23 protein-coding genes are annotated in these 25322 nt (G+C 66.5%); 12 read left to right on the forward strand and 11 right to left on the reverse strand.

Annotated features, from left to right (window positions below):
* The first annotated feature begins 54 nt into the window (after positions 1-54).
* The 3 genes from otsA (at position 55) to BBA01S_RS00405 (ending at position 4075) form a co-directional block, all read left to right on the forward strand.
* Positions 55-1473 (forward strand): alpha,alpha-trehalose-phosphate synthase (UDP-forming), encoded by a 1419-nt coding sequence (gene otsA, locus BBA01S_RS00395; protein WP_027814696.1) that lies wholly within the window; start codon positions 55-57, stop codon positions 1471-1473.
* Positions 1474-1542: 69 nt separating this feature from the next.
* Positions 1543-2718, forward strand: coding sequence for an AAA family ATPase (locus tag BBA01S_RS00400; RefSeq protein WP_027814697.1), 1176 nt, complete (start codon positions 1543-1545; stop codon positions 2716-2718).
* Between the two features lie 289 nt (positions 2719-3007).
* Complete coding sequence (locus tag BBA01S_RS00405; protein ID WP_027814698.1) at positions 3008-4075, forward strand: glycosyltransferase family 4 protein; 1068 nt, start codon at positions 3008-3010, stop codon at positions 4073-4075.
* A gap of 42 nt (positions 4076-4117) precedes the next feature.
* On the opposite strand, the gene BBA01S_RS00410 is transcribed toward BBA01S_RS00405, so the two are convergent.
* The 3 genes from BBA01S_RS00410 to BBA01S_RS00420 form a co-directional block, all read right to left on the reverse strand.
* Complete coding sequence (locus tag BBA01S_RS00410; protein ID WP_027814699.1) at positions 4118-4705, reverse strand: BPSL1445 family SYLF domain-containing lipoprotein; 588 nt, start codon at positions 4703-4705, stop codon at positions 4118-4120.
* A gap of 204 nt (positions 4706-4909) precedes the next feature.
* On the reverse strand, positions 4910-5356 hold the full coding sequence (locus BBA01S_RS00415) for a hypothetical protein (RefSeq protein WP_027814700.1): 447 nt from the start codon (positions 5354-5356) through the stop codon (positions 4910-4912).
* 284 nt (positions 5357-5640) lie between these two features.
* Positions 5641-5961, reverse strand: a complete 321-nt coding sequence (locus BBA01S_RS00420; RefSeq protein WP_027814701.1) for a PsiF family protein — start codon at positions 5959-5961, stop codon at positions 5641-5643.
* 197 nt (positions 5962-6158) lie between these two features.
* On the opposite strand from BBA01S_RS00420, the gene BBA01S_RS00425 reads away from it, so the two are divergent.
* Positions 6159-6455, forward strand: a complete 297-nt coding sequence (locus tag BBA01S_RS00425; RefSeq protein WP_027814702.1) for a YciI-like protein — start codon at positions 6159-6161, stop codon at positions 6453-6455.
* A 52-nt stretch (positions 6456-6507) separates the two neighbouring features.
* Here BBA01S_RS00425 and BBA01S_RS00430 read toward each other — a convergent pair whose 3' ends face one another.
* Positions 6508-7197: a phosphoribosyltransferase gene (locus tag BBA01S_RS00430; RefSeq protein WP_027814703.1), complete on the reverse strand. Its 690-nt coding sequence runs from the start codon at positions 7195-7197 to the stop codon at positions 6508-6510.
* Positions 7198-7499: 302 nt separating this feature from the next.
* Here BBA01S_RS00430 and BBA01S_RS00435 point away from each other — a divergent pair, with 302 nt between their 5' ends.
* Positions 7500-7730 (forward strand): hypothetical protein, encoded by a 231-nt coding sequence (locus BBA01S_RS00435; protein WP_027814704.1) that lies wholly within the window; start codon positions 7500-7502, stop codon positions 7728-7730.
* 21 nt (positions 7731-7751) lie between these two features.
* Here BBA01S_RS00435 and BBA01S_RS00440 read toward each other — a convergent pair whose 3' ends face one another.
* A complete protein-coding gene (locus BBA01S_RS00440) occupies positions 7752-8609 on the reverse strand; it encodes a LysR substrate-binding domain-containing protein (protein WP_027814705.1) in 858 nt (285 codons plus the stop codon).
* Positions 8610-8734: 125 nt separating this feature from the next.
* On the opposite strand from BBA01S_RS00440, the gene BBA01S_RS39535 reads away from it, so the two are divergent.
* The 3 genes from BBA01S_RS39535 to BBA01S_RS00455 all read left to right on the forward strand — a co-directional run bounded on the left by BBA01S_RS39535 (position 8735) and on the right by BBA01S_RS00455 (position 11405).
* Entirely contained in the window at positions 8735-9931 is a 1197-nt protein-coding gene (locus BBA01S_RS39535) for a 2-aminoethylphosphonate--pyruvate transaminase (protein ID WP_042295513.1), read from the forward strand.
* A gap of 72 nt (positions 9932-10003) precedes the next feature.
* A complete protein-coding gene (phnX, locus tag BBA01S_RS00450) occupies positions 10004-10807 on the forward strand; it encodes a phosphonoacetaldehyde hydrolase (protein ID WP_027814706.1) in 804 nt (267 codons plus the stop codon).
* Positions 10808-11087: 280 nt separating this feature from the next.
* Entirely contained in the window at positions 11088-11405 is a 318-nt protein-coding gene (locus BBA01S_RS00455; RefSeq protein ID WP_027814707.1) for a YnfA family protein, read from the forward strand.
* Positions 11406-11475: 70 nt separating this feature from the next.
* Here the strand turns inward: BBA01S_RS00455 and BBA01S_RS00460 are convergent, their stop codons facing one another.
* Positions 11476-11919 (reverse strand): thioesterase family protein, encoded by a 444-nt coding sequence (locus BBA01S_RS00460; protein WP_027814708.1) that lies wholly within the window; start codon positions 11917-11919, stop codon positions 11476-11478.
* A 422-nt stretch (positions 11920-12341) separates the two neighbouring features.
* Between BBA01S_RS00460 and BBA01S_RS45065 the strand changes: the two genes are divergently transcribed.
* Positions 12342-16733 (forward strand): ATP-binding protein, encoded by a 4392-nt coding sequence (locus tag BBA01S_RS45065; protein ID WP_052391638.1) that lies wholly within the window; start codon positions 12342-12344, stop codon positions 16731-16733.
* 24 nt (positions 16734-16757) lie between these two features.
* Here BBA01S_RS45065 and BBA01S_RS39545 read toward each other — a convergent pair whose 3' ends face one another.
* Positions 16758-16952: a hypothetical protein gene (locus BBA01S_RS39545; protein WP_042295514.1), complete on the reverse strand. Its 195-nt coding sequence runs from the start codon at positions 16950-16952 to the stop codon at positions 16758-16760.
* 211 nt (positions 16953-17163) lie between these two features.
* Between BBA01S_RS39545 and BBA01S_RS00475 the strand changes: the two genes are divergently transcribed.
* Positions 17164-17571 (forward strand): PRC-barrel domain-containing protein, encoded by a 408-nt coding sequence (locus BBA01S_RS00475; protein WP_027814709.1) that lies wholly within the window; start codon positions 17164-17166, stop codon positions 17569-17571.
* On the opposite strand, the gene BBA01S_RS00480 is transcribed toward BBA01S_RS00475, so the two are convergent.
* Both BBA01S_RS00480 and BBA01S_RS00485 read right to left on the reverse strand, forming a co-directional pair.
* On the reverse strand, positions 17552-19465 hold the full coding sequence (locus tag BBA01S_RS00480; protein WP_027814710.1) for a tetratricopeptide repeat protein: 1914 nt from the start codon (positions 19463-19465) through the stop codon (positions 17552-17554). The two genes, BBA01S_RS00475 and BBA01S_RS00480, sit on opposite strands and share 20 nt — an antisense overlap.
* Before the next feature lie 151 nt (positions 19466-19616).
* The gene (locus BBA01S_RS00485; protein WP_027814711.1) at positions 19617-19811 is read right to left on the reverse strand and encodes a hypothetical protein; all 195 of its coding nucleotides are present in this window, start codon (positions 19809-19811) and stop codon (positions 19617-19619) included.
* 319 nt (positions 19812-20130) lie between these two features.
* Here BBA01S_RS00485 and BBA01S_RS39550 point away from each other — a divergent pair, with 319 nt between their 5' ends.
* Positions 20131-21699 carry a methyl-accepting chemotaxis protein gene (locus tag BBA01S_RS39550; RefSeq protein WP_281176924.1) on the forward strand — a complete coding sequence of 523 codons (1569 nt, stop codon included), beginning with the start codon at positions 20131-20133 and terminating at the stop codon, positions 21697-21699.
* Between the two features lies 1 nt (position 21700).
* Positions 21701-21997 carry a hypothetical protein gene (locus BBA01S_RS00495; protein WP_052391639.1) on the forward strand — a complete coding sequence of 99 codons (297 nt, stop codon included), beginning with the start codon at positions 21701-21703 and terminating at the stop codon, positions 21995-21997.
* Positions 21998-22026: 29 nt separating this feature from the next.
* On the opposite strand, the gene BBA01S_RS39555 is transcribed toward BBA01S_RS00495, so the two are convergent.
* Positions 22027-23889 carry a PAS domain S-box protein gene (locus tag BBA01S_RS39555; RefSeq protein ID WP_245641394.1) on the reverse strand — a complete coding sequence of 621 codons (1863 nt, stop codon included), beginning with the start codon at positions 23887-23889 and terminating at the stop codon, positions 22027-22029.
* Positions 23886-25010 carry an ABC transporter substrate-binding protein gene (locus BBA01S_RS00505; protein WP_027814713.1) on the reverse strand — a complete coding sequence of 375 codons (1125 nt, stop codon included), beginning with the start codon at positions 25008-25010 and terminating at the stop codon, positions 23886-23888. Before BBA01S_RS00505 ends, BBA01S_RS39555 begins: the two co-directional genes overlap by 4 nt.
* Between the last annotated feature and the right edge of the window lie 312 nt (positions 25011-25322).

Below are 25322 nucleotides of genomic sequence, written 5' to 3' on the forward strand. Positions count from 1 at the left end.
CCTATAACAGGAAACAGAGGAAACATCGCAGATGAGACGAGAAGGAGTGCAACGATGGCCAGGCTGATAGTCGTCTCGAATCGCGTGGCGACGCCCACGGAGACCAAAGGGTCGGCAGGGGGCCTTGCCGTTGGCGTATTTGGCGCGCTCAAGGACGCGGGCGGCGTGTGGTTCGGCTGGAGCGGCGACGTGGTCAGCGAGACCGTGGCGAACGCCGGCCCCACGCTCGTCCAGGAAGGCGCCGTCACGTTCGCGACGGTCGGCCTCACGAGGAAGGACTACGACCAGTACTACCGGGGCTTTTCGAATGCCACGCTCTGGCCGGTGTTCCACTACCGCAACGACCTCGCACGCTACGAGCGCGACGAATACGCAGGCTACCGGCGCGTGAACGCCTGGCTTGCGCACAAGCTGATCAAGCTGATCGAGCCCGACGACATCATCTGGGTGCACGACTATCACCTGATTCCTTTCGCCGAAGCCCTGCGCGCCGAAGGCGTGCGCAACCGCATCGGTTTTTTCCTGCACATTCCCTTTCCTTCGCCGCAGGTGCTGCAGACGATCCCGCCGCACGACGAGCTGGTGAAGTCGTTGTGCTGCTACGACCTGCTTGGATTCCAGACGCGCAACGACCAGCAGGCGTTCCACGACTACATGGCGCGCGAGGCGCGCGGCGTCGTGCGCGAACTGGGTGAGAAGGGCAAGCACGGCGAGCACGAGGGCGAAATCGAAGCCTATGGCCGCAAGCTGCGCACGGGCGTGTATCGCATCGGCGTGTTCCCCGACGAGATCGCCGAACAGGCCGCGCGTTACGAAAGCCGCCAGCATGTGCTCGATCTCAAGCAAAGTCTCGAAGGGCGCAAGCTCATCATGAGCGTCGACCGGCTCGATTATTCGAAGGGGCTGGTCGAGCGTTTTCACGCCTTCGAGCAACTGCTCGAACATTCGCCCGAATGGCGCGGCAAGGTCACGCTCGTGCAGATCGCGCCGCCCACGCGCTCGGATGTGGCCAGCTACAAGGTGATCCGCGAGGAACTGGAGCGCGAGGCGGGGCGCATCAACGGGCGCTATTCGGGACTCGACTACACGCCGATCCGCTACCTGAGCCAGCAGTACGACCGCTGGAAGCTGATGTCGCTGTTTCGCGAATCGCAGGTGGGTTACGTCACGCCGCTGCACGACGGCATGAACCTCGTCGCGAAGGAGTATGTCGCGGCGCAGAATCCCAACGATCCCGGCGTGCTGGTGCTGTCGATCTTCGCGGGCGCGGCGGCGGAACTGAGCGGGGCTCTGCTCGTCAATCCGCATGACGCGACGGGCATGTCCGAGGCGCTGGAGCGCGCACTGTCGATGCCGCTCGCAGAGCGCAAGGAGCGCTACGAAACCAATATGGACGCGCTGCGCCATAACGACCTGGGCGTGTGGCGCGACCGCTTCCTGCGCGACCTGGCGAGCGTGCCGCAGCCACGTTGAGTCAGGCGCCAGGCACGATTGAGTATGATCCGGCGTTGATCCTCGCCTTCGCCGTTTCATCGACGCCTCATGCTCACCACGCTTGCCATTGCCAACTATCGCTCGCTGCGCGAACTCATCGTGCCGCTCGGGCCGCTCAACGTCATCACGGGGCCCAACGGCAGCGGCAAGTCCAATCTCTATCGCGCGCTGCGTCTGCTCGCGCTCACCGCGCGCGGCGGCGTGATTCCGTCGCTGGCGCGCGAGGGCGGCCTGCAATCGACGCTCTGGGCCGGGCCCGAACGCTTTTCGCGCGCGGTCTCGGCGGGCGAGTACGAGGTGCAGGGCACGGTGCGCAAGGACGCGGTGAGCCTGAAGCTCGGCTTCGCGGGCGAGACCTTCGGTTATGCGATCGATCTGGGCTTGCCGCCGCCAGCGTCGACCTCGCAGTTTGCGCTCGATCCCGTCATCAAGCGCGAGTGCATCTGGAGCGGGCCAGTGCTGCGCCCGTCGGCGCTGCTCGTGGATCGCCAGGGGCCGATGATCCGCATCCGCGACGAAGAGAAAGGGCGCGGCGAATGGTCAACGCTCGCGCAGCCCGTGGCGAGCTTCGACAGCATGATGACGGAGTACGCCGACCCGCGCAGCGCGCCCGAGATGATCGCGGTGCGCGAGCAGATCCGCTCGTGGCGCTTCTACGATCACTTCCGCACGGACGTCCACGCCAGCGCGCGACAGGTGCAGATCGGCACGCATTCGCCGGTGCTCTCCGACGACGGCGCCAATCTCGCGGCGGCGTTGCAGACGATCCGCGAGATCGGCGATGGCGCGGCGCTCGACGCGGCGATCGGTGATGCCTTTCCGGGCGCACGCGTCGAAATCGTCAATCACGAAGGGCGCTTCGAAGTGGCGCTGCGCCAGGAAGGGCTGCTGCGGCCGCTGCGCGGTGCGGAACTGTCGGACGGCACCTTGCGCTATCTGCTGCTGGCCGCGGCGCTGCTAAGCCCGCGTCCGCCCGCGCTGCTCGTGCTCGACGAGCCCGAAACCAGCCTGCATCCCGATCTGCTGCCGTCGCTGGCGCGCCTGATCGCGCGGGCTTCGACGCAATCGCAGGTGCTGGTGGTCTCGCACGCAGCACGGCTGGTCGCGGCGCTGGAACGCGAGGCGGGCAGCCAGTCGATCGTGCTGGAGCGGCGACTGGGCGCGACCACCTTCGCCGATCCCGATTCGCTCGATATTCCTGCATGGAAATGGCCTGCGCGATAAATCGAGGCACAAGCGATGTATCCGCATGTAAGTCGATATGAAAAATTGAAAGTCCCGGGGCACTATGCGCGCGATTGCCGAATAATGGGCTTTTACCGACCGCGCTGAGGCTTTGTACGTTCCGTCCCTGTGTGGAGCCCGCCGTGTCGGCTTTGTGACGCCTCGCTTACAATGATTCGAGCTTGCCGGGGCGCTCGGGCGCGCAATGTGCGCGGCCAGATGCTTTGCCCGGACAGGCGTTGCGCGGACAGCCAGCCCGGCACGCCAGGACGAACACTGGAGACACTCGATGAGAATTGCGCAGATCGCTCCGCTGACCGAATCGGTTCCGCCCAAGCTCTATGGCGGCACGGAACGCGCCGTGTCGTACATCACCGAGGCGCTGGTCGAACTCGGCCACGACGTCACGCTGTTCGCAAGCGGCGATTCCGTGACGAGCGCGAAGCTCGAACCGGTCTGGCCGCGCGCGCTGCGGCTCGATCCTGCCATCCGTGACCGGGTTGCGCCGCACATGCTGCTAATGGAGCTGGTGCGCCGCCAGGCCGACCAGTTCGACGTGCTGCACTTCCATATGGACTACTACTCGTTTTCGGTGTTCAAGCGCCAGGAAACGCCGTTTGTGACCACGCTGCACGGCCGTCTCGATCTGCCCGAGCAGCAGCCGGTATTCGACACGTTCAACACCGCGCCCGTCATTTCGATCTCCGATGCCCAGCGCCAGCCGATACCGCAGGCCAGGTGGCTGCGCACGGTCTATCACGGCCTGCCGGAGCACCTCTACACGCCGAAGCCCGTCGAGCAGCGCTATCTGGCGTTTCTCGGCCGTATTTCGCCGGAAAAGCGCGTCGATACCGCGATCCGCATTGCCCAGCGCTGCGGCCTGCCCATCCGTATCGCCGCGAAAGTCGACGAAGCAGACCGCGAGTATTTCGAACGCCAGATCAAGCCGTTGTTCGCACTGCCGAACGTGGAGTTCGTCGGCGAGATCAACGACAGCCAGAAGGCCGAGTTCCTCTCGGGCGCGCACGCGCTGCTGTTCCCGATCGACTGGCCGGAGCCGTTCGGCCTTGTGATGATCGAGGCGATGGCCTGCGGCACGCCGGTGATCGCCTTCAATCGCGGCGCGGTGCCCGAAGTGGTGGACGACGGCGTGACGGGTTTTATCGTCGAGGACGAGATCGGCGCGGTCGCCGCCATCAATCGCCTCGCGCGCGTGCCGCGAGCGGGCGTGCGACGGCGCTTCGAGGAGCGCTTCACCTCGCATCGCATGGCGCAGCAATACGTGGAGGCCTACCAGGCGGTGATCCGCGCGAACCGGCGTTCGCGCTTCAAGGTGATCGATACGTCCGCGACGTGACGCGACATCGGGCGAAGCGCGCGGACGTAACCAGTCTGCGCGTTACAGCTTCAGGCGCGTGATCTTGGTGGTGCCGAGCGAGAGATCGCCGATCAGGCCGCTGTTGGTGAGCACGAAGACTTCGACGGGCTTGACGGCCGTGGTGGTGTCGATCGTGCCGTTGGCGCCGACCTTGACGAGCGCAACCGACGCGTCGCCGCCTACCGACCAGCCTTCCGAGGTGTGCAGACGTTCCAGCGCGTCCTGCGTCATGAAGAGATAGACCACGGCCTTCGACTGCATGCCGAGCGTCGCGCCCACCGACGCGCCGGTCGTGCTGTAGTAGCCGACGGTGCTGCCGCCCTCGCGCAATGCGCCGTCGCCGTGTTCGCCGCCGATACCGATGCCGGCCTGGATCACCTGCGGGAAGACCAGCACGCCGCGCGCCTTGCCGACGAGTTCGCGCGCGCCCGGCACGGTCTGGAACAGACGCGACATCGTGCCGTCGACGCTGGCGTCGATCGACTGCCGGCGGGCGTCGTTGCTTTGTTCGGAAGGCGGCGAATTGCCGGTGGTGGAGCAGCCTGCGAGAGCCGCGCTGGCGAGCGCGATGGCGACAGATGTCCTCAGGATGAAGCGACGTCCTTGCATGTTGTTCTCCGTTCTGTTTTCCGGAAAGCCAAACCGCTACGGCGCTGCCGATCGCGGATCAGCCTCGCCGTTATAGCACAGCGATTCAAATGACCTTTCGGAGCGGGCACGGAAATCGCGCACGCGCGGCGCAAGTTGCTACGTGCGGCTGACAGGGCGGACTGACAGAGGGTAGACCGACAGGGAACGTAAAAAGGGCAGGAGTCAGGGTTCGGGCACGGCTTTGGTGGCGGGAGGGCGGCGCAGCGCCCGCCGTACCGCGCCAATCAGGATGCCGAGCGCAAGCAGCGCCACGGCCGGGACGACCCAATAGCCGACGAACGCGTGCCAGAGATAGCGAACCAGCGTGGCGCGGCGCTGCGCGTATTCGTCGCGGGCGTCCTGCTGGGCGGCGGCGTTTGCGGCCAGCACGGCGGCGGGGCAACCGGCCGCGCGCGCCTGATCGGCGTTACCCTGGCAGTGCTGCGGCGCGCCAGCGGCGCGTTCGGCGTCGGTGAATGTCCACGAGGTGAGGCCGCGCTGGAGATCTGCGCGGTTATAGGCCATTTCGTCCTGGGTCTCGCGCACCGCGACGATCATCACCGGCACCAGCCAGAAGACCATCACCAGCATCCAGCGGCGAAACCAGCGATTCTTGTGTCTCCATGCCATCTGCGCCTCCGTTCGATGCCGTTGGCATCAACCAGGATCAGCCTGTTTTTAACCGGCCCGATGGCGTTTGACGTTTTGTGTAGGGAATAGGGCCGCTGCAGCCATCATAGGAGAAAAACGCCCTGCCGTCGTGGCCCGGGCGTGGCCTGTGCGCTACTGAAAAAAACGACGCGCCGCAGCATAAGCCGGGGCGCGTCGTCTATGTGCACGGTCTTCGAACCACGAACCGGCCAGATTGATCAGGAATGCCTGGCGGATTCGGGCGGTGCGCGATTCGTGCGAAATCAGCTCTTGGTCGAGAGGCAGGTCTTCATGAACGCCTTGCGGTCGTCGCCCTTCTTGTCGGCGGCCTGTGCGTTGCAGGCCTTCATGCGATCCTGTTGGGACATCTTCGCAGCGGGGGCGGGCGCAGCCGACAGACATTGCTTCATGAAGGCCTTGCGGTCGTCGCCTTTCTTGTCGCCGGCCTGCGTGTTGCAGGTCTTCATCTTCGACTGCTGGCTATTCGCAGCAGGCGCCGCAGCCGGTGCAGCGGTTTGCGCGAAAGCCGGTGCGGCGAACACACCGCCCAGCACGATTGCAGCAATGACGGATTGCATTTTCATCGTTCACTCCCATGGGATATTCGACATTGTCGGTAGTCGTGCGCGCTGGCCGCAATTCGGTTCATCCTCGCCCATCGCCGCAACCATTATGGCAAAGCCACCCTGAAAACGGACTGACACGACCTTCGGTTGACGGCGTCGCGGCACAATGCGGGTTAACAGTTAAGTAGCGCACAGCCTGTGCAAGGAGACACGTGATGCATTACCTCTTGATGTACGAACTCGCGGAGAACTACCTCGATCGTCGCGCCGAGCATCGCAGCGCCCATCTCGCGCTCGCGTGGGCCGCGGCGGAGCGCGGCGAGTTGCTGCTCGCCGGGGCGATTGCCGATCCGGTCGATAGCGCGCTGCTGCTGTTCCAGGGCGACAGCCCGGCCGCCGCCGAAGCTTTCGCGCGCGCCGATCCCTACGTCCAGGCGGGCCTCGTCAAAGCGTGGCACGTGCGGCCATGGCAGACCGTCGTGGGCGAACAGGCGTCGAGTCCGGTGCGTTGAGTTGAACTGAGTTGAGTTAAGTTGAGTTGCGCGTGCAACGGCTACGCAATGCCTATGGCGATTCGCCTGAAGAAGCCGCGTCGCTTTGAGGGCCGTTGGCCGCCGCGCGATCGAGCAGGTCGCGCACGGTTTCGTCGTCGGTCTGGTCGAAGTCGGCGTAGAACTGGCCGACGCTCATGAACGACAAGGGCGTTTTCACGCAGACCAGATCGTCGATCGCACCCGCCAGCCGCTCGCGGGCCCCGGCGGGCGCAACCGGCAGCGCCGCGACGATGCGCGCGGGCCCAAGCGACGCGAGCGCCAGCGCCGCCGCCTTGAGCGATGCGCCCGTGGCCATCCCGTCGTCGATCAATAGCGCCACGCGCCCCGCAACCGGCAGCGGCCCGCGCTCGCCGCGATAGCGCGCTTCGCGGCGGCCCAGTTCGATACGCGCGAGCGCGAGTGCGCTTTGCAGTTGCGGCTCGCTGACCCCGGCTTCGCGGATCAGCGCTTCATCCACGTATTGCGCGCCGTTCGAGGAGAGGGCACCCATCGCCAGCTCGGGTTGCCAGGGCACGCCCAGCTTGCAGACCGGCAGCACGTCGAGCGGCGCATCGAGCGCCTGCGCGACCTCGAACGCCACCGGCACGCCGCCGCGCGGCAGCGCGAGCACGACCACATCGCGCCGCGCGCCGTAGGACGCGACGAGCTGCGCGGCGAGCAGGCGTCCTGCCTCGCGTCGATCGCTGAATGAGCGTTCCATGACGATGTCTCTTGATACGCAGCGGTGTTTTCTGCGCGGGGGGCGCAAGAAACGATCTACCCAGTGTGCCACGCACGGCGCGGCTGCGGCGCAAATTCCGGGATAAAACCGTCAGCCGGGAATGAATGTTATTCAGAGCGGGTAGCGGGCAGGAGCATTTGCCGTCTGTGCCCGATTCGTTAGCGCGCAGGCCGCAAACCTCTTGCGCAGCGTGCTCATTTGCATACGCGGATTTCTCGTTTGGCTCGACCGGCGTGCATGGTTAGGATGAGGTCGTGCCTTTCACCGACGAGGTTCATGCCATGTCCGACACCGCCTGTTTCTCGCCACGCGTAGTCGAACCCGCCGAAGCCGATGCACCCGAAGGCCACGGCCTGGCGCTGGAGCTGCGCCTCGCGCGGCCCATCGACGGCATCGCGGGCCACGCGCTGCGCATCCATTTGCGGCGCGGCGCGCGCATGGAGCAGGCGGAAACGCTGCGCGACCTGCTGCACGAGGTCGGTGCGGACATCGTCGTGACTGCGGCTAGCTAAGCCTGCTTGGAGCTGGCGCGCTCAGTCGAGCGGCGTCGCGAACAGCGCGTCGAGCAGGTTCGACGATGACGAATCGGCCAGCCGCGTGAGCGATTCGACCATGCGTACCTGGCAATCCACCAGCGCAATCGCACGGATGCGGCGCGATTCGCCGAATTCCGCTCCCGCAATGACGCCCGCGCCCACGCCTTGCGCAATGGCGGTTTGCAGCGCCTCGCGGCCGTCCACGTAAAGCACGGGCTGCACCTGCAGCCCCTTGCGCACCAGTTCGGATTCGAGCAACTGCTGCGTGACCGAGTGCGCCTCGCGAAAAATCATCGGCTCGCGCACGAGTTCCTCGTAGGTCATGCGACGCTTCTTGGCCACTGGACTGTCGGCGGGCACGACGGCCACGAGCGGCTCCTCGCGCAGCACGCGCGTCTGCAGGCGGCTGTGCACCTGGTGCGCCGCCGTGATGGCCGCGTCCACTTCGCTCGACAGCACGCGCCGCATGCACTCGGTCGCGTTCGCGATCCCAAGCTTCACCACCACGCCCGGATAACGGCGCCGGAACGCGCCGACCAGCTTGATCGCCAGGTCGGGCGCGTCCGCGACCAGCGCGAGTTCGCCCGATTCGAGCGCGCCGGCCGATTCGAGCAGCCGCCGCGCATCGCGCTCGCAACCCACCATCTGGCGCGTCACCGCATACAGCCGCCGGCCGAGTTCGGTCAGCTCGACGCCGCGCGGCGCGCGCTCGAACAGCTTGACGCCGAAATCGCTCTCCAGCCGCCGCACGTGATCCGACACGGCAGGCTGGGTAAGGGAGAGCGCCTGGGCGGCGCGCGAGAAACCACCGTGCTCGGCGACGGCGTGAAAGGCGCGCAACTGGGCATATTGCATGACGGATCCCGCTTTAGCTGGCTATAAGTTTGACTGATATCGACATCGATTATATCGATTTTACCGATGCTCGCCGTTCCAGTACCTTAACGCCATCACGCTGAACACCGACTGGAGCAGCCCGCATGACCACCCCCGCCGTCCAACTCGCCGACCAAGCGGACGACCAACCGGCCGTCCCGTATCTGCTGACCCCTGGCCCGCTGACCACGGCCGCTTCGACGAAAGCCGCCATGCAGCGCGACTGGGGATCGTGGGACGCCGATTTCCGCGCCATGACGGCGCACCTGCGCGCCGCGTTGCTGGAGATTGCCGGCGCCACCGGCCTGGACTACGACTGTGTGCCCCTGCAAGGCAGCGGCAGCTACTGCGTCGAGGCGATGCTGGGCAGCTTCGTGCCGCGCGACGGCCATGTGCTCGTGCTGGCCAACGGCGCGTACGGCAAGCGCATCGCCACGACGCTGCGCTATCTGGGCCGCGACCACACTGTGCACGACACGGGCGACTACCTGCCGCCGCGCGCCGCCGATGTCGACCGCCTGCTGGCCGCTAACGCCGCCATCACGCACGTCGTCGTCGTCCATTGCGAAACCAGCTCGGGCATTCTCAACCCGGTCGGCGAAATCGCCGAAGTCGTGGCGCGCCACGGCCGCCGCCTGCTGATCGATTCGATGAGCGCCTTTGGCGCGGTGCCGCTCGACGTGCGCACGCTGCCGTGCGAAGCGTTCGTTTCGTCGGCGAACAAGTGCATCGAGGGCGTGCCGGGCTTCGGTTTCGTGATCGCGAAGAAAAGCGCGCTCGAAGCTGCGAAGGGCAACAGCCATTCGCTCGCGCTCGACCTGCACGACCAGTGGGACGTGATGAACCGCACGGGCCAGTGGCGCTTCACGCCGCCCACGCATGCCGTCGCGGCTTTCCTCGAAGCGCTGCGTCTCTACGCCGAAGAAGGCGGCCAGCCGGGCCGACTCGCGCGCTACACGCGCAATCGCGACGTGATGGTCGCGGGCATGCAGTCGCTCGGCTTCGAGCCGCTGCTCACTGATGCATGGCGCTCGCCGATCATTGTCACGTTCTTTTCGCCTGCGCATGCGAACTTCAGCTTCGCGCGCTTCTACGAACTGATGAAGGAGCAGGGTTTCATCATCTATCCGGGCAAGCTGACGAATGTCGAAAGCTTCCGGATCGGCTGCATCGGCGCGCTCGACGAGTCGGTGATGCGCCGCGTCGTGCAGGCCTGCAGCACGGCCCTGCAAACGATGGGCGTGCCCGACGGCGCGCCGGAGCACGCCTCGCTCGACGCCCCCGAAGCGCTTGCGGCCTGATTGGCCGCCAGAACGTTCAATCGATACACGTCATACACGCATAACGCAGCGCAATTCGAAGGAAATACGCAAATGAAACACGTCAAGGCAGTGATCTTCGACTGGGCCGGCACGGTGGTGGACTACGGTTCGCGCGCGCCGATGGGCGCATTCGTCGAAACCTTCGAGGAATTCGGCGTGCCCATCACGATCGACGAAGCGCGCGGCCCGATGGGCATGGCCAAGCGACCGCACATCGCCGCGCTGATGGCGTTGCCGCGCGTGGCGCAGGCGTGGGAAGCGCGTCACGGCCACGTGCCGGGCGACGCTGATATCGACGCGGTCTACGACGTCTTCGTGCCGAAGAACGTTGCCGTCGCGGCGCAATACAGCGACGTGATTCCGGGCGTCGCGGCCGTGACGAGGCAACTGCGCGCCGATGGCGTGCGCATCGGTTCCACCACGGGCTACACGCGCGAAATCATCGACCAGATCGTGCCGGGCGCGGCTGCGCAAGGTTTCGAGGCCGACAGCATCGTCTGCACCGGCGACACGCCCGAAGGCCGCCCGTCGCCGTACATGATCTATCGCACGCTGCCGCAACTGGGCGTGTGGCTCGCCCGCGACGCGATCAAGGTGGACGACACCGAAGTCGGTATCGAGGAAGGGCTCAACGGCGGCACGTGGGCCGTGGGCGTGGCGGTGAGCGGCAACGCGTTCGGCATGACCGAGAGCGAAGTCCACGCGCTCGCGCCCGACGAATTCGCTGTGCGCCGCGCGGCGGCAGTCGAGCGGCTGCGTGCAGCTGGCGCGCATTACGTGATCGACAGCGTGGCCGACCTGCTGCCCGTGGTCACCGAAATCGAAACGCGCCTCGCGCGCGGCGAGCGTCCTTGATCCGGCGCTGATGGCTGAAGCTTGATAAATGGGCGGCGCGTGCCGCCCATTTACCGTTTACCTGCAGCGCGTTCAACACGACGCGGCGAAGTCCTAGCAGGCGCTGGCCGTCCGCAGGACGGCCTGACCGGCAACGCGGGGCAGAGCGGTGCTATTCGGTCGGCAATTGAAGCGGCAATTGAAGCGGCATTTGAACCGGCAATTGGAGCGGCGGCCCATGCTTCGCCAGGTAAAAGCGCTGCCTGCGTTACCATGAGCGCCCGCCAATATCCGCTCGCTCATGAAGACGTTCCTGCTTTTCGTGGTTACCGCGCTCGCCGAGATCGTCGGCTGCTATCTGCCGTACCGCTGGCTGCGCGAGGGCGCGAGCGCCTGGTGGCTGGTTCCGGCCGCCGCGTCGCTGGCCCTGTTTGCCTGGCTCCTGACGCTGCATCCGAGCGCGGCTGGCCGCACGTATGCCGCTTATGGCGGCGTCTATGTGTGCGTGGCGATTCTATGGCTGTGGGGCGTCGAGGCGATTCGCCCGAGCCCCTGGGACTGGGCTGGCATTGCGTTCACGCTCGCCGGCATGGCGCTGATCGCCTTCCAGCCGCGCTGAGGCGGCCCAAAGCCGTCGAAAACGCGCATCGATAGCGTGCATCGATAGCGCGCGTCGAAACCGCAGCGCGTCAAACCAGCGTATTCACGCCCGGAAACTTCGCGCGGAACGCGTGCGGCATGGGAACGACCTTCTTCGCTTCGTAATCGAAAAACACGAAGCCCGATTTCGCCATCGCGATCAGCGCGCCGTCGGTGGGCCGCGTGATGCGGAAGATGATGTCGCCGCCGTACTTGTTGAAATCCATGATGCCGACCTCGAAGCACAACTGGTCGCGCGCGTAGGCTTCGGCGCGGTAGGTCGTCGCGAGATCCGTCACGATGATGCTGGTGTGCTGGCCCTTCATTTCCTCGATGCCGGCATCGAACAGAAAGCGCGCACGGGCCTCCGAAATCATCGAGATCATCGAATCGTTCGCGAGGTGGTTCGCCGAGTTGATGTCGGTGACGCGCACCGTGAGGTGGGTCGAGTAGTAATACTGGTCTTCGGGGAAGTGGAGCTCGATGCGGGCCATGGGGAATGCGGGGATTGGGGTGTCTCGGGGCGTCTCTGGACGTCAGATTTCGTTGCCGCGGCGCGTCTGGCAATGATTGTGCGCTGACCGGGGGCTGATTCCGGATGCGCGTCTGTGCGCTTTTGCCGCAGGCAGTGCGCGATTGTAGCGGCTCGGGCGTTTCCTGGCGCCCCCGATCGCAGGCCGAGCGCCCGGTATTCGTCTGCACAATCAGGGCTTTCAGCGCGGCCGCCGGGCCGTCGTTGACAGTTCGCGCGAGCAGGGCGCACGCTCGCCAGACGCGCTGTGCGGGCCCGAATTCACGGGTTTCGGCAGCGGGCGCGAAAATTGCGCATGAAGGTCGCCCGCAATGCGCGCTCGCGCTTGCGACAGGTTTTCGACGAGCTTGCGACACGCCCGATTCAGCCCACGCGGGAGACCACATGACAGGTGAAGGAGAGCGCCACGACGACAGCGCGGCGCGGCAGCACGCGATCCGCACGGTCGTCGACGAGGCTATCGCCGCTGTCGGGCAAAGCGTGCAGCAGCGCGCGCAGGACGCGCGCGAGGCCAGTGACGTCCAGAAAGCGGGCGACGCGCGCAGCATGGCCGACCTCGTCAGCGCCTTCGATTGGTCAACTACGCCGCTAGGCGCGTACGAACACTGGCCGCACAGCCTGAAAAGCGTGGTGCGCCTGATGCTCGCCTCGCGCTACGCGATGTGGATGGCCTGGGGGCCGGATCTTACGTTCCTGTGCAACGACGCTTACCGGCCGACACTCGGCGCGAAGCAGCAGTTCATCGGCTTGCCGTCGCGCAACGTGTGGGCCGAAGTGTGGGCGGAAGCCGGCTCGCGCATCGAACATGTGCTCGCCACGGGCGAGGCGACGTGGGACGAAAGCCTGCTGCTGTTTCTGGAGCGCAACGGTTTCAAGGAAGAGACCTATCACACGTTCTCGTATGGCCCGGTGCACGGCGATAGCGGGAACGTCGAAGGCATGCTCTGCGTGGTGACCGAAGACACCCGGCGGATCCTGTCCGAGCGGCGCCTCGCGAGCGTCGCGCAACTGGCAGGCACGGCTCGCAGCGCGCAGTCCGTGGCGCTGGCGTGCGACGAGGTCGTCGCCGCGCTCGACGGCAATCGCCACGATTTGCCGTTCGTCGCGCTTTATCTGCTGGGCGCGGACGGCAGCTTCGCGCACCGGGCCGCGTCCAATCATCCCGACGCCGCACGCTTCGGCGTCGATATCCCGCTGCACGGCGCGCAAGCCGATCCGTTGGCTGCCACATTCGCCGAGGCGGCCACCACAGGCGCAGCGGTCGACGCGTACCAGCTCGACGGCGTGCTGCCCGCGCCGTCGGCCTGGCCCGAACCCGCGACGCACGCAGTCGTCGTGCCGCTCACGCGCGCCGCCGCTGCAGGGCCAGCCGGCGAGTGCATCGGTTTTCTCGTCGCGGGCGTGAGTCCGCGCCTCGTCTTCGACGACGACTATCGCCGCTTCATCGACGTCGTCGCGGCGCAGGCAAGCAGCATTATTGAAGGTGCGCGCGCCGCCGAAACCGAGCGTCAACGCGTCGAGCAACTCGCCGCGCTCGACCGCGCCAAGACCACGTTCTTCTCCAACGTGAGCCATGAGTTGCGCACGCCGCTCATGCTGATGCTCTCGCCGCTCGACGACCTGGTCGCCGCCGACGCCGACCCCGCGCGCCTCGCCTTGCTGCGTCTTGCGCGGCGCAGCGGCCAGCGCCTGCTGCGGCTCGTGAATTCGCTGCTCGATTTCGCGCGCATCGAGGCCGGGCGCATTGACGTCTGCTACGAGCCGACCGACCTCGCGCGCCTCACCCAGGACGTGGCGAGCACGTTCCGTTCGGCGATCGAACGCGGCGGCCTCGCGTTTCGCGTGCAATGCCGCCTGGACGAACCCGTCTTCGTCGACCGGCAGATGTGGGAAAAGATCGTCCTGAACCTGCTCTCGAATGCCTTCAAGTTCACGCTGAACGGGCGCATCGCCGTGAGCCTCGCGCGGCACGGCTCGCATGCGCTGCTTACGGTCGAGGACAGCGGCACCGGCATTCCGGAGCAGGCGATGCCGCGCCTGTTCGAGCGTTTTCATCGGGTGGAGGGCGCGCACGGGCGAACCCAGGAGGGCTCGGGGATTGGTCTCGCGCTGGTCTACGAACTGGTCAAGCTGCATGGCGGCGCGATCGAGGCGTGGAGCGCGCCGGGCCAGGGGTCGCGCTTCACGGTCAGCCTGCCGCTGGGCAGCGCGCATCTGGATGCGGCGCATCTGCGCGAGGGCGGGGCGCACAACGGTGGCATGCGCGGTATGCAAGTCGCTGCGGCGTTCGCCGCCGAGGCCGCGGGGTGGCTGGGCACGCAGCGCATCTCTGCGGGGCAAGACCCGCTCACTCCGTTGATGCCAGCGGATAAGGCTGCCACCGCCGCTATCTCCGCTACGTCCGCTACCCCGGCCACAGCCGAGACCGACGCGCTGCGCCTGGAGTCCGCCTCAGGCGCGCTCGCGGCTGGCCTGCGCGACCGGCGCTTCGCGTCGACCTTCGGCGCGCGCGTGCTGCTGGTCGACGACAACGCCGATATGCGCGCCTACGTCGGCACGCTGCTCGCGAGCGCGTATCAGGTCGAGCTTGCCGCCGATGGTGTGCAGGCGCTCGACGTCGCGCGCGCCAGCAAGCCCGACCTGATCGTGTCGGACGTGATGATGCCGCGCCTCGACGGCTTCGGCCTGCTTGAGCAGGTGCGGCGCGATCCGGCGCTGCGCAACGTGCCCGTGATCCTGCTGTCCGCGCGCGCGGGCGAGGACGCGCGCATCGAAGGTCTCGACGCGGGCGCGGACGACTATCTCGTCAAGCCGTTCTCGGCGCGCGAACTCGCGGCGCGGGTGGGCGCGCTGCTTGAGCGCACGCAGATCCGCCGCGCCAACGAACAGTTGCTCGAACTCGCGCTTTCCAGCATCCAGGATCAGTTCTTCCTGCTCGATCAGGACGCGCGCCTGACGCTCGTGAACCCGCGCTTTCTCGAACTCGCGGGCATGACGGCGGCGCAGGCGCTCGGCCAGCGCTTCGTCGATGTCTGCCCCGAGAGCGCCGCGAACGGCTTTGCCGCCGCCTTGAGCGACGCGCTCGCGGCGCGCGAGGCGCGCCAGTTCGAAACGCGCTGCACGGCGACAGGCCGCTGGTTCGACACGCGCATCTATCCGGCCGCCGAAGGCGCGGCCGTGCTGATGACCGACGTGACCGAGCGCAAGCAGGCCCAGGAAGCGATACGCCTGCGCACCGCGCAATTCGAGACGCTCATGAACGAAGCGCCGCTGGGCGTCTATCTGGTCGACCGCGACCTGCGCATCCGGGAAGTGAATCCGGCGGCGCGGCCATTTTTTGGCGACGCGTCGCAACTGATCGGCGAGGACGTAGGCGTCGTCATGCGGCGCGTCTGGAATGCGGCCTACGCGCAGGAAATCGTCGATATTTTCAGGCGCACGCTCGAAACCGGCCAGCCGTATCACACGCCCGAGCGCATCGAGGCGCGGCGCGACCGCGACACGAGCGAATGCTACGAATGGGAAGTGCACCGGACGCCGCTGCCCGACGACCAGTTCGGCCTGGTCTGCTATTTCCGCGATATTTCGCTGCACGTGCGCGTGCGCCAGCAACTCGAAGCCGCCGATCACCAGAAGGACGCGTTCCTCGCCACGCTCTCGCACGAGCTGCGCAATCCGCTTGCGCCGATCCGCAGCGCGGCCGCGATCCTCGCTTCGGCCTCGCTCACGCCTGGGCAGCTTGCGTGGGCGACCGATGTGATCCGGCGTCAGGTCACGCATATGTCGGGCCTTCTTGACGATCTGCTCGACCTCGCGCGCATCACGTGCGGCAAGCTCGATCTGCGCCGCGACGTGGTGAGCCTCGCGGGCGTGATCCAGACCGCCGTGGAGGCATCGCGGCCTCTGCTGGAGCGCAAGCATCACGCGCTCGTCGTGCATGCGCCGCTGCCCGACGTGCTGATCGACGCCGATGCGCTGCGCCTCGCCCAGGTGGTGTCGAACCTGCTGAACAACGCGGGCAAGTACACCGATCCGGGCGGCCATATCGAACTGACGATCGCAATTGCGGGCGATACCGTCGAGCTTGCGGTGAAGGACGACGGCATTGGCCTGCCGCCCGACGCGCACGAGCGGCTCTTCGCGATGTTCGCGCAGGTCGATGCGCGTTCGCCGCGCGCGGAAGGCGGTCTTGGCATCGGGCTCGCGCTCTCGAAGGGGCTGGTTCGGCTGCATGGCGGCACGATCCACGCGCGTTCGGCGGGCGTAAATCTGGGCAGCGAATTCCGCGTGAGCCTGCCGATCGTCGTGCCGACGCAGCGCGCGGGCGCAACCGGCGATGACGCATCCACCGCACCGGCTGGCGCGCGCCGCGTGCTGGTCGTCGACGACAACCGCGACGCCGCCGAAAGTCTCGCGCTGCTGCTTTCGATCTCGGGACATGAGGTGCGCGTCGCGCATGCGGGCGAGGACGCGCTCGCACTCGCCGCGGTGTTCCGCCCGCAGACGGTGCTGCTCGATCTTGGCATGCCGGGCTTGAGCGGCTACGACGTGGCGCGCGCGCTGCGCGCCATGCCCGATTCGAGCGAGATGGTGGTCGTCGCGCTCACGGGTTGGGGCCAGGAAGAAGATCGTAGAAAGACCATCGCAGCGGGCTTCGACTGGCACATCACCAAGCCCGCCGATCCCGAGAAAATTATTCTGCTGCTCACGCGAACGCGCCGCGAGTTGCTGGGCGAGCGCGGCGACGCTGTAGCTGCGCCCACACGCGGCGAGTGAAACTGCGTTGCGCGTCTTGAGCGCTCAGCAAGGTAAAGCGCGTTCCGGCGGCGCTTCCGAGGGCGGATCGCCTAGCGGCGCAGGCGGCGGCACGTCGCCATCGGGCAGGGGCGGCGGTTGTTTCGGCTTCGGATTGCCGGGAAGGTCTTCCTCCGTTGGCAGATGCGCGCGAATCACGATCGCGCGCGCGCCAGGGTTCAGGTGCAGGGCATGCGGCATAAGCGTCTCCTGAAGGCTTGTGGGCGTTCGCCAATCATTCGACAGTTCGCCGCAAGTCGCGTGCCGCGGCGTGTTTGTGCCGGTGTTCGTGATGGTTTGTCCTTCCGGAAACGATAGCTGTGTGCTGTGACGATGGGCACGTGACTTGCGCGCCGAAGTTGCAAGTCGCACACCATCGCGCACAACCATCGATATCCAGGGGGATACCATCATGAGCACTCGCGCCCGTTCGTTTGTCTTTGCATTGTCCACGCTGAGCCTCGCAGCCGCGGGGCTCGCTGGGTCGCCGCTCGTCCACGCACAGGGCGCGCCGCAGTCGATCAACGTCCAGCGTATGGCGACGGTTCAATCGGGCACCGGCTTTCGCGCGTCGAAACTGGTTGGCGCCGACGTCTACGATACCCACGGCAGCAAGATCGGCGAGATCGACGATATCGTGCTCGAATCGCCCAATGACGGCGCGTTCGCGATCCTTTCCGTGGGCGGCTTTCTAGGCATGGGCAAGCACCTGGTCGCCGTGCGCTTCAACGACCTTCAGGTCAGCGCCAAGCAGATCGTCCTCGATGCCGACAAGAACGCCCTGAAGGCGATGCCCGAATTCAACTACGCGAAGGACTGAGCGTCCTCAACGCCTGCGCGACGCGCGCGATGACCTCGTCCCAGTCGCCCGGGCGCGTCTGACGAAAGAGGCGCGCCTGCGGATACCACGGCGTATCGTCGCGCTCGCGCAGCCAGCGCCAGCATCCGTCGAAGCGCGAAAGAATCCACACCGTCTTGCCGAGCGCACCCGCCAGGTGCGCGATCGACGTATCGACGGTAATGACGAGGTCGAGGTTTTCGATGATCGCCGAGGTATCGGCGAAATCGCGGACATCGTTCATGAGGTCGAGCGGACGCAACGCGGGCGGCAGGTCGTCGATCTGCGCCTGCGTCGTCGCGCCCTTTTGCAGACTCACGAAAGCGATGCCCGGCATTGTCAGCAACGGCAGGTAGGTGCTCGCCGTCATCGAGCGCCGCCGATCCGCTGCGCTCACGCGTGAATCGGCATGGTCGGGGCGCGGGTCGCCAGCCCAGACTAGCCCGACCTTGAGCCCTCCGGCAGGCAACCGTGCTTTCCAGCGCTCGACGTCGTCCTGCGTCGCGTGCAGGTACGGCACGTTCGCGGGAATCGTCGCGACCGTCGTACCAAAACGCAGCGGCAGGCTCATCGTGAAACACCAGTAATCGTGCCGGCCGATCGGCTGCGTGCCGTCCAGCGCAATCCATTCGTCCACACCTTCGATCGTCTCGAACAGGCGTTTCGCGGCGCCCAGGCATGCCACGCTCAGGTGCGCGACGCCGCGTGCCTTGAGCAGCGGCAAATAGCGGCTGAACTGGAAACTGTCGCCATAGCCTTGTTCGTGCCAGACGATCAGCGACTTGCCCGCTAACGATTCGCCTTGCCAGTGTGCGAACGGCAGCGCGGGCGGAACCGTCTGCCGGTTCGCGAGACCGGCGTCGTAGCGCGCTTCCCAGAGCGGCCAGCCGTGCGCGAAATCGCCATCGGCGAGCAGGCTCAGCGCCAGGTTCAGCTTCACCTGCGCCGATTCCGGTTCGAGTGCCAGGGCGCGGCGAAAACACGCGGTCGCCTCGGCCAGCTTCTGGCGCTCGTAGAGCACGAGACCGAGGTTGTTGAGCGTCGATCGATCGGGCTGGATGGCCACCGCGTGACGGCAGAGCGCTTCGGCTTCTTCGTGGCGATCCAGTTCGGTGAGCGCGAGGCCGAGCGCCGTGCAGGCGTTGGCGTAGTCGGGCTGGAGCGCGATGGCGCGATGCCATGCGTGCACCGCCTGGGCCAGAAGGCGCTGCCGGAAATACGCTGCGCCAAGGTTGTAGTGGGCCGTGGCGTAGTCGGGCAGCAGCGTCAAGGCGTGGAGCAGGCTCGCTTCGGCGTCGCTCAGGCGGCCGAGTTCGAGCAGCGCGGCCCCCAGGTTGTTGTGCGCCTGCGCGAACGCCGGCTGAAGCCGGATGGCCTCGCGACAGGCGGCTTCGGCTTCGGCATGACGGCCCGCCGCGTTGAGCAGCGCGCCCAGATCGTTGTGCAGGCTGGCGTCGGTGGCCTGTAGCGCCAGCGCCTGACGGTATTCGTGCTCCGCCTCGACGGGATGGCCGCTTTTTTGCAGCACGCGCGCGAGGTCGTGATGCACCACAGGCGTGTGCGGTTCGAGCGCGACCGCGTGACGCAACGCGGCGGTGGCGGCCGCGTGATCGCCCAGCTCGTAGAGGACGTTGCCGAGATTGCGGTGCGCGTGCGCCAAATCGGGCTTTGCCGCGATCGCCCGCTGCCACAGCGCGGCGGCGGCGGCCTTGTTGCCGGTGGTGGCGAGGCAGAGCGCGGCGAGGTTCAAGGCGCTGGCGTCGGCCGCCTGCGGGCCGAGCAGCGGTGCAAGCGTGGCGAAGGCGTCAGCGGGGCGCCCGCCGGAAAACAGGGCGAGCGCGCTTTGGTAGAGATGGGGTACGGCTTGGGTCGTCACGGTAGCGGTGGGAAGTGCGGGATCGTCTGGATGATCGGCGCACGGCGGCTACACGGGTATCGGACAAATCTGAGATGTCCAGCGCGCCCAGTTTGTCCTGGTGGTTGCCTGGTCGGTGCCTGGTGGTTGCCAGGTCGTTGCCCGGCAGGGGCTAGCTGTTGTTGCGATCGGCGATCAACTGGGCGATCTGACGTTCGCCGATGATGCCGCTCCACGCATTGACCCAGCGCATCGCGACCTGTTGCTCGTCGGGCGCGTCGGCGTCCATCAGGCGGCCCATGGCCTTGCGCAGCCGGTACATCGAGTAGGTCTTGCGTCGGGCGTCGGGCTGGGGCGATTGATTCATGATGCGTCTCTCAGTATTGAAATGATCAGACGAATCTAACTTATCACGCGCATTGTCAGCGCTGGACTCCGCAAAAGGCCGCAAGACATCTGGGGCTATTTCTTGACAATGCGGCGACCATGCTAACCGGCCCAGTCTACGTCGTCATGCGCCTGCACGTATAGCCAGGCGGCCCGCACATCACGATCTTCAGGATTTCCTGAACGCAATTTCGGCTAATCCGCCAGTCAAATTGAGCGTTCCGCTCATTTAGCGCCGCCTCGCTTGCGCCGATAGTTCAGATAGTTGAATCGTCGGACTTTTTACAAGGGCTCAGGCGTTGAAAATATCCATTGCACAGCGACTGGCGCTGACTTTGTGCCTCTCATTGGGCGCACTCGTCGTTACGTCCGCATTTTCTTTCTGGCATTTGCGCGGCGCCCAGCAGCGTTTCACCGATGTGCAGACCCACATCCTGCCGGGCCTGATCAATCTCGATCAAACGCGGCAGGCCATGACCGATCTGCGCGTCGCGCTGTACCGGCATGCGCTGACGAGCGACCCGGCCACGAAAAGTGCCGCCGAGACCCGTATGCACGCCGCCGACGATAGCCTCGACACCTTGCTTGCCCAGTACGAGCGCGAAGACGTGCAGGGCGACCCCGAAGACGAGCGCCTCGCGCTCGCCGACCGCGCCAATATCGCGGCTTACCGGCAGGCGCGCGAAACATTTCTCGCGGCGTCGCGCGCGAACGATACCGCTGCCGCGTCGGCGATGCTGATTCGCGGCGACCTCGATGCCGCTTCGCAGGCCGTGCGCGCGGGGCTCGACAGACACGTCGCGTACAACGTCGACGCCAGCCGCAAGTCGCGCGAGGACGGCGACGGCGCGTACGCCCAGTCGCTCTGGTTCATGGCGGGCCTGACGGCGGCCGTACTGGCCGCGAGCGTGGCGCTGGCCGTGTCGCTGTTTCGCGTGGTCGATGGCGGCTTGCGCCGCACGCGCTCGGCGCTGGGCGATGTCAGCGAATCGCTCGACCTGACGCTGCGCGCGCCGGTGCCGCGCATGGACGAACTCGGGCAGAGCGCGGCGGCCTTCAACCGGCTGATGGAGCGCATCGCCCAGGCGCTGGGGTCGGTGCACGCATCGAGTGAAGCGATCGCGACCACGACCAAAGAGATTGCGATGGGCAACACCGATCTGTCGGCGCGCACCGAGCAGCAGGCCGCCTCACTGGAGGAAACCGCGGCGAGCATGACGCAGCTCACGCACACGGTGCAGCAAAGCGCGGGCAACGCGCGCGAAGCCAGCCTGCTTGCCAGCAAGGCCGCAGGCATGGCGGAGGTAGGCAACCGTGCGGTCGAAGACATGGTTCAGACCATCGGCCGCATTCACGAAAGCTCGAAGCGCATCGCCGATATCACGGGGATGATCGACAGCATCGCGTTCCAGACCAACATCCTCGCGTTGAACGCGGCCGTGGAGGCGGCGCGCGCGGGCGAGCAGGGGCGCGGCTTCGCAGTGGTCGCGAGCGAGGTGCGCAACCTGGCGCAGCGCTCGTCGACGGCGGCAAGGGAGATCAAGAGCTTGATCGAAACGTCGGCGCAACTGGTCGATGCGGGCTCTCAGCAGGCCGCGGGCGTGGGCGTGACGATGGCGCAGGTGCGCGACGCGATCCAGCAGGTCTCGGCGTTCGTGGAGCAGATCGCGTCGGCGTCGTCCGAGCAAAGCGACGGCATCGAGCAGATCGACCAGGCGGTGCGCCAGATGGACGCGGTCACCCAGCAGAACGCCGCGCTCGTCGAACAGGCGGCCGCTGCGGCGCTCTCGCTCGACGAGCAGGCCGTGAACCTGCGCCAGGCGGTCGCGGTGTTCCAGTTCGCGCGTGCGCGCCGTGGCGGAGCCTGAGATGGAAGAACGTCAGCCCACCTTGAAGGCGATCGCCGCGCAAACGGCAGAGGTCACCGCGCGTATCTCTCGTCTTGCAGGACGCGCCGTGGTCATGCAGAAGTTCATCGAGCTGGCGATGCCCGCGCTAAGCCCGGTGCAAGCCGCAGAGATTCACCAGCAACTGCGCAAGACCCTCGAAGACGTGATGGCGCTGATGGACGATGCGCTGTTGCCGCCCGACTATCACACGGCCTTCCTCGACAAGACGAACGAACTGCTGCGCGAACTGGAGCGCAAGCTCAAGGCGGGAGCTTAAGGGCTTGAGGGCCTAAGGCTGCGGCGGGCTCAGCGGCCCGTTTGCGTCGCGGTGTCGTGGCTCTGGCTCGCCAGCGCCTCGCCGAACACGAGCCGCACCGTCGATCCGGTGCCCGCCTGGCTCACGATATGGAACTGCGCGCCGATCATGCGCGCGCGCTCCTTCATGCCCTGCACGCCGTAGGAGCCGCCGCGCGTCGCGAGCGCGACGTCGAAGCCCCAGCCGTTGTCGCGCACTTCGATCTCGAAGCGCTCAAGCGTGCGCAGGATCACGTCCACGCGCGAGGCGCGCGCATGGCGGCTCACGTTGGTGAGCGCCTCCTGGACGATGCGGAACACGGCGGTTGCGCGATCGTCGCCCAGCACGGGTTCCGCGCCTTCGAGCCGGAACGTGCAGCGAATCCCGTTGTGTTTCGCGAAGTCCTGCACGAGCCATTCCAGCGCCGAGATCAGCCCGAAGTTCAGCGCCGCCGGGCGCAGATGGCTCGCGACGTTGCGCACGATGTCGATGGTTCGCTCGACGAGGTCGCCGATATCGTTGCATTTGGGCGTCCAGTCGCTGCCCTGGCTCAGGCGCATCTTCAGCAGCGAGACGTTGATCTTGATGGCGGTGAGCAACTGGCCCAGCTCGTCGTGGATCGTCATGGCGATCTGGCGGCGCTCTTCTTCGCGAATCGATTCCTGGTGCGCCGAAAGCTCGCGCAACTGCTCGCGCGAATCGCGCAGCGCGCGCTCGGTTCGCACGCGCTCACGCACTTCCTGCTCCAGCTGGTCGCGATGGCGCGTGAGGTCTTCCATCGCCTGCTTGCGCGAGGTGATGTCGGTGAGCTGGCCTTCCAGCGCGGGCAGGCTCGACGAATCGCAATACGTGCCGCGCGCGTTCAGCAGGCACCAGAGCGTCGTGCCGTCGGCGCGTGCGAGCGCAATTTCCATCCCGGCGATCTCGCCGTTCAGGCCCACGAGTGCGAACAGCTGCTCGACCTGGGCGGTGGAGAAGGGCGCTGCGGCAGCCGTCACCGCCGATCGTCCATGCGGCGTGAGCGAGGCGATGAGCGCCGCGACATTGGGAAAGCCGAACAGACGCGCCATCGCCGGATTGGCTTCCTGCAGCACGCCGTCGCGATCGAGTACGAAGATGCCTTCGAGCGCATTCTCGACGATGCTGCGGTACTTGCGCTCGCTTTCCTTGAGTGACGCAGTCGAGTCGTGCAGCCGCGCCGCCATCAGGTTCACGCGCGCGGCGAGGCGACCCAGTTCGGCGCTCGATTCGATCACGCAGCGGCTCTCCAGGTCGCCGCCCGCGATCCGGTCGACCATCTCTTCGAGTCGCCGGATCGGTTCGCGCACGAGATGGCGGATCAGCAGGAACGTGACGATATAGACGACCAGCAGCGCCAGCGCGAGCGTGCAGAGCACCACGGCGCGCGCTGCCGAAAAGCCGCTTTCCGCCACGGCCCGCGTGAGCACGACGCGCACCTCGCCGATACGCTCGCGCGGCGCGTCGCCCGGCGGCGTGAACTCGATCGGCCGCACGCGCACGACCTCTTCGCCGGGGCCTGGCGTGCTTGCATTACGCACATCGGCGAGCACGCCGTAATGGGTCGCAGTGACCGTGAGGCGCACGACTTCGGGATTCGGACTGAGCGTATTCAACTGCCGGTCGATGGCGTCTCGATCGACGTTCCACAGCGGTTGCGCGAGCGACTGGCCGAGCAGGTCGGCGATGCGGTTCGCGCGCTCGTCGAGTTCGACGATACGCCGCTCGCGCGTGTGCTGGAGCACGACCAGCGCGCAACTGCTGGCCACGAGCATGCCGAGCACCACGAGCGACAGCATCAACTGTGCATGCAAGGTGCGCGGAAAAGCGCGCCGCAACCGTGTTCGCCACATCATGCGATCCTTGCGGCAGTGTTCAGCATGGGCTGGAGGTTGAAGTCGTAGGCGCCGCCGTGCTGAAGGCGCGCGAGGCGCGAAAAAGCGCTGAAATCCGGGGCTTCGCGACGCTCGAACACGATCTCGTAGTAGCGCGCCGCGTCCTTGTCGTGCAGCACCTTCAGGTAGTCGAGGCGCTGGCGCACGCCGCCTGCCTGCGCGAAATCCGCGCCGTGATGATAGTCGTGCAGCAGCACCATCGCGCACGCACCGATGAACTGGTCGCCCGCGACGATGGCCGCCATATCGCCGCGCATCACCGACTCCACCGCTTCAGGCAGCGCGCCGAACCCGCCCACGATCACGTTCGAATGCCGCTCGCGCACGGCGCTCAGCGCCCCGAGCGTCATCGAATCGTTGGCAGCCCAAAGGATATTGGCGTCCGGGTAGCGCGCGAGCAGCACGAGGGCCTTGTCGCGCCCGTCGGCGTAGCTCCAGTCGCCGTAGACGAGCTGGCAGGTGTGATCCTGGGCGCGGCGGGCGAGCGCCGCCTGTGCGCCGCTGGCGCGCTCGTGCGAGACCGGCGTGGCAGGATCGCCGGTAATGCCGAGCACGCGCGCGGGCGCGTCGCCATGGCGTTGCACGAGATCGTCCATGAGGCGGGCGCTGCCGCGCTGCGCATCGGCGGTCACCGTGCCGATCCAGTTGGCGATCGCGCCGCGCTCGTTGCCCGTCACGGCGCGTTGCGCATCGGTCAGGTCGTTGTGGATCAGCAGCACCCTGGCCGGCGAGCGCGCGAGTGTGCGCAGCATCGAGGTCGCGGTCATCTTCTCGTTGACGATGACGACGTAGTCGGGCGCCACGCGGCGCGCGACGATCGACTCGGCCTGGCGCAGCATCAGCAGGTGGTCGCGCTCCGCGTAAAGGACTTCGAGCTCCATGCCGAAGCGCTGCGCCGTCGCCGCCATGAAGCGCGATACGTACTGCCAGTGCGGGCCGCTGCTGCCTTGCTCGCTTTCGCCGGGGTTCAGGAACACGACACGGGCCGCGGGACGGCTGGGCGGCATGGCCCAGGGCGCGGACGCCGCGACCAGACCCGCGCCCGCCGCAAGGCAGCGAGCCAGCATCTGTCTTCTGTTCATTGCCATGTTCGGGCGAACCGGTTCGTCCATTTGCATTGCCCGCCGTCGCACCGTCGATTACGTCGATTAGTCGCGCAGCATACCGCGACGCAATTTTGCACACAATGCGCATAGACCTGAAGGTCGCTACGATTTAGCTTCGTCGGACACGGCAATAAATAGAAAGAATCGACGCATGCCGTGGCCTGCCAATCAGTGCCGGAACGCTTGAGCGCAAGGAAGCGAACTGCGCGAGAAGAGGGCGCACCGGCAACACGTCGTTAAGGATTTCCTGACGCGTAATTCAGGAAGCGTCACCCTCGTTTGCAGTCG

Origin of the sequence: Paraburkholderia bannensis NBRC 103871, assembly GCF_000685015.1 — a bacterium.
In the GTDB taxonomy this organism is placed as follows: Bacteria; Pseudomonadota; Gammaproteobacteria; order Burkholderiales; family Burkholderiaceae; genus Paraburkholderia; species Paraburkholderia bannensis.

What these genes read in the sequence shown, in the direction of transcription:
- otsA (WP_027814696.1), top strand. Translation starts at nt 55, where the DNA reads ATGGCCAGGCTGATAGTCGTCTCGAATCGCGTGGCGACGCCCACGGAG.
- BBA01S_RS00400 (WP_027814697.1), top strand. Translation starts at nt 1,543, where the DNA reads ATGCTCACCACGCTTGCCATTGCCAACTATCGCTCGCTGCGCGAACTC.
- BBA01S_RS00405 (WP_027814698.1), top strand. Translation starts at nt 3,008, where the DNA reads ATGAGAATTGCGCAGATCGCTCCGCTGACCGAATCGGTTCCGCCCAAG.
- BBA01S_RS00410 (WP_027814699.1), bottom strand. Translation starts at nt 4,705, where the DNA reads ATGCAAGGACGTCGCTTCATCCTGAGGACATCTGTCGCCATCGCGCTC.
- BBA01S_RS00415 (WP_027814700.1), bottom strand. Translation starts at nt 5,356, where the DNA reads ATGGCATGGAGACACAAGAATCGCTGGTTTCGCCGCTGGATGCTGGTG.
- BBA01S_RS00420 (WP_027814701.1), bottom strand. Translation starts at nt 5,961, where the DNA reads ATGAAAATGCAATCCGTCATTGCTGCAATCGTGCTGGGCGGTGTGTTC.
- BBA01S_RS00425 (WP_027814702.1), top strand. Translation starts at nt 6,159, where the DNA reads ATGCATTACCTCTTGATGTACGAACTCGCGGAGAACTACCTCGATCGT.
- BBA01S_RS00430 (WP_027814703.1), bottom strand. Translation starts at nt 7,197, where the DNA reads ATGGAACGCTCATTCAGCGATCGACGCGAGGCAGGACGCCTGCTCGCC.
- BBA01S_RS00435 (WP_027814704.1), top strand. Translation starts at nt 7,500, where the DNA reads ATGTCCGACACCGCCTGTTTCTCGCCACGCGTAGTCGAACCCGCCGAA.
- BBA01S_RS00440 (WP_027814705.1), bottom strand. Translation starts at nt 8,609, where the DNA reads ATGCAATATGCCCAGTTGCGCGCCTTTCACGCCGTCGCCGAGCACGGT.
- BBA01S_RS39535 (WP_042295513.1), top strand. Translation starts at nt 8,735, where the DNA reads ATGACCACCCCCGCCGTCCAACTCGCCGACCAAGCGGACGACCAACCG.
- phnX (WP_027814706.1), top strand. Translation starts at nt 10,004, where the DNA reads ATGAAACACGTCAAGGCAGTGATCTTCGACTGGGCCGGCACGGTGGTG.
- BBA01S_RS00455 (WP_027814707.1), top strand. Translation starts at nt 11,088, where the DNA reads ATGAAGACGTTCCTGCTTTTCGTGGTTACCGCGCTCGCCGAGATCGTC.
- BBA01S_RS00460 (WP_027814708.1), bottom strand. Translation starts at nt 11,919, where the DNA reads ATGGCCCGCATCGAGCTCCACTTCCCCGAAGACCAGTATTACTACTCG.
- BBA01S_RS45065 (WP_052391638.1), top strand. Translation starts at nt 12,342, where the DNA reads ATGACAGGTGAAGGAGAGCGCCACGACGACAGCGCGGCGCGGCAGCAC.
- BBA01S_RS39545 (WP_042295514.1), bottom strand. Translation starts at nt 16,952, where the DNA reads ATGCCGCATGCCCTGCACCTGAACCCTGGCGCGCGCGCGATCGTGATT.
- BBA01S_RS00475 (WP_027814709.1), top strand. Translation starts at nt 17,164, where the DNA reads ATGAGCACTCGCGCCCGTTCGTTTGTCTTTGCATTGTCCACGCTGAGC.
- BBA01S_RS00485 (WP_027814711.1), bottom strand. Translation starts at nt 19,811, where the DNA reads ATGAATCAATCGCCCCAGCCCGACGCCCGACGCAAGACCTACTCGATG.
- BBA01S_RS00495 (WP_052391639.1), top strand. Translation starts at nt 21,701, where the DNA reads ATGGAAGAACGTCAGCCCACCTTGAAGGCGATCGCCGCGCAAACGGCA.
- BBA01S_RS39555 (WP_245641394.1), bottom strand. Translation starts at nt 23,889, where the DNA reads ATGATGTGGCGAACACGGTTGCGGCGCGCTTTTCCGCGCACCTTGCAT.
- BBA01S_RS00505 (WP_027814713.1), bottom strand. Translation starts at nt 25,010, where the DNA reads ATGAACAGAAGACAGATGCTGGCTCGCTGCCTTGCGGCGGGCGCGGGT.